Origin of the sequence: Bacillus cereus group sp. N31 (genome assembly GCF_016483245.1) — a bacterium.
Lineage (GTDB): Bacteria > Bacillota > Bacilli > Bacillales > Bacillaceae_G > Bacillus_A > Bacillus_A toyonensis.
Window position 1 is genome coordinate 1 of record NZ_JAEHCH010000061.1, and the last position, 2,504, is coordinate 2,504.

Here is a 2,504-nt window from a genome sequence, read left to right on the forward strand (position 1 = left end):
GAACACGGAAGTTAAGCTCTCTAGCGCCGATGGTAGTTGGGACCTTGTCCCTGTGAGAGTAGGACGTCGCCAAGCAAAAACCTAAGTCGATTCGACTTAGGTTTTTTTATGTTTATTTTTATTTATCAGCTGTTATAATCTATAATTTTAATAGTCCTAAAGAAGAAAAAAGATAAAATAGAAACGATATAAAGTGATAAGAAGGTTATAAAGTAATATATTTAAATGTAAATTAAAGGTAAGAATTACCTTTTGCATGAATTTAGTTGTAAAATGAACAAAAAAATTTTTACTCTTACATAACCTCTTTGTTTTTTTAGGGTTTTACATAAGGATGAATCTATAATTAAGGTAGTTAACATATATTTTTGATGGGTGTGGGGGATTATGAAAGAAATATGCATGTTATTAGTGGCTGTTATATTATGGGGGACAGCCATTGCGCCAACGAAATGGGCGTTAGAATCTATTCAACCGTTTACTTTGTTGTTTATTCGTCTTTTCTTTGCGGGTGGAATTTGTATGCTATTCTCATTTAAACAACTACAAAAATCAGTTGTACATAAAAAAGTTCCATGGAAAAGAATGAGTTTGTTAGCTTTTACCGGTGTAGCTGGATATTTTATGTTTACATCCTACGGCATTTCTTTAACAAGTGGATTACATGTTAGTATCATAGATGCTGCATTGCCATTAGTTACAATTCTATTTTCAGCATTCTTTTTGAAAGAGAAAATTCGGTTGAATTATTGGATAGGAATTATATTGGGGGCTATAGGAGTACTCTTTATTACGATTCCATCTAAAGGTGTTGATCAAGAAGTATCTTTAATAGGAGATGTACTTATATTATTGAGTACTTTTCTATTTGCTTTCTACACAGTTTTGTTAAAACGACCAAAACAAGAACAGTATTTATCAAATGAGGTATTTACCACATTAACTTTAATTATCGGAGCTGTTATTCTATTGCCGTTTGCCTTGGTAGAAATTCTTTATTACGGTTTCCCAAAGATTGAAACTTGGAAAACGGGATTTAGTGTAATGTACCTTGTTATTGGAGCAACAATTTTAGCATATTGGTTCTGGAATAAAGCGCTAGAGAGAGTTTCTGCATCAGTAAGTGGATTATATTTAAATGCATTACCGTTAATAAGCATTGTTACTTCAATTATCCTATTACATGAATCTCTGACATGGAGGGTAATAATGGGTGCAAGTCTAGTTTTAATTGGAGTAGGATGGGCGGATAAGCAAAAAATACGTAATCTATTAAAAGGTAATAAGGTGTAGAGTCGGGACTGTTAAACAGTATGTTTTATATAATTAAAAATGTTAAAAAGATACCTTATATATATGAGGTATCTTTTTATATTTAGCAAAGAAAATAGACTGAAATTAGTATGGATATTCTTTGCTATATCTATACGTATCGAAATCATTTTGAAATATTGTTTGAACGAGCTGCATACACTCAGTATCGTAAAAACTTTCGAAAGTAGGATGGCGAGGGAATAAAGGATTCGTAATATCGGCTTCACTAAAATCCCCTTTATAAATCATGGCGGGAGTTTGATGATGCCAAGATGTTGAGAACTCATTTATTGGTGCAACTTTTAATTCGAAACGCTTTTCTAATTCTTTCATTTCCTGATTGAAGTTTTCTAAGTATATATAATTGGTCACATATTCTTCTTCACCAGTTATATATTGTTGTGTGAAATGTGGGTTAATATCATCTGCTTGAGCACCTTTAATAAATAAGTAGTATAGAAATTGTTTAAATGAGATCCCTTTAGGAGAGTTTTCATCTTGATATAAAAACTTTCGGATGGGTTTCCATTCGGGATTTTCCACATAAGGAGGTGCAATTAAGGATACGAAAGAACTGACTGCCCTCCTATAAGGGTTGCGAACAAGTTTAAAAGTTTCTTTTTGTTTTTCTCGTAACGCTATACCTAGTCGTACACTATAGGCAGGTGTATTTTTGTATATATGATATTCATAATTATGAATGAAAGGACTATAGCTTAGAGCTGTTTGTAATAAATCAATCTGGTAAAAGAACCAATTAGCAAGAGAGGTGCAACCGCTTTTTTGACTCCAGAATAGAATGATGGGGAAATTTCTATGATAGTTTGGAATTCTTGAATGGGTGCTTATGATGTGTAATAAAGAAGAATCGAACAATCTCTACACTCCTTTCAGTTATCTTATTAATATGTATGAGAAATAAAGAAGGGGTATGAGAGTATCTTTCACCTTTTAAAAAAAAACGAAAGATTAATATTGACTATTATTATATTGAGGTGTAATATAAGACAAGTCGCCGATGCAATAATGCAGAAAACGACAAACGAAATAAAAAAACTTAGTTGACATTGAAACATGAAGATGTTAACATAAGGGAGTCGCAAATGAGCGACTAAGTAGTTCTTTGAAAACTGAACGAAACAAACAACGTGAAACGTCAATTTTTATTTTTAGATGCTAGACAAACTAAC

2 protein-coding genes are annotated in these 2,504 nt (G+C 32.1%); one reads left to right on the top strand and one right to left on the bottom strand.

Annotated features, from left to right (window positions below; translation table 11 throughout):
* Window positions 1–387 precede the first annotated feature (387 nt).
* Entirely contained in the window at window positions 388–1,293 is a 906-nt protein-coding gene (locus JDS81_RS29700) for a DMT family transporter (RefSeq protein ID WP_097955303.1), read from the top strand.
* 105 nt (window positions 1,294–1,398) lie between these two features.
* Here the strand turns inward: JDS81_RS29700 and JDS81_RS29705 are convergent, their stop codons facing one another.
* On the bottom strand, window positions 1,399–2,190 hold the full coding sequence (locus tag JDS81_RS29705) for a sulfotransferase family 2 domain-containing protein (protein ID WP_097955302.1): 792 nt from the start codon (window positions 2,188–2,190) through the stop codon (window positions 1,399–1,401).
* Window positions 2,191–2,504: the final 314 nt, after the last annotated feature.

What these genes read in the sequence shown, in the direction of transcription:
- JDS81_RS29700 (WP_097955303.1), top strand. Translation starts at nt 388, where the DNA reads ATGAAAGAAATATGCATGTTATTAGTGGCTGTTATATTATGGGGGACA.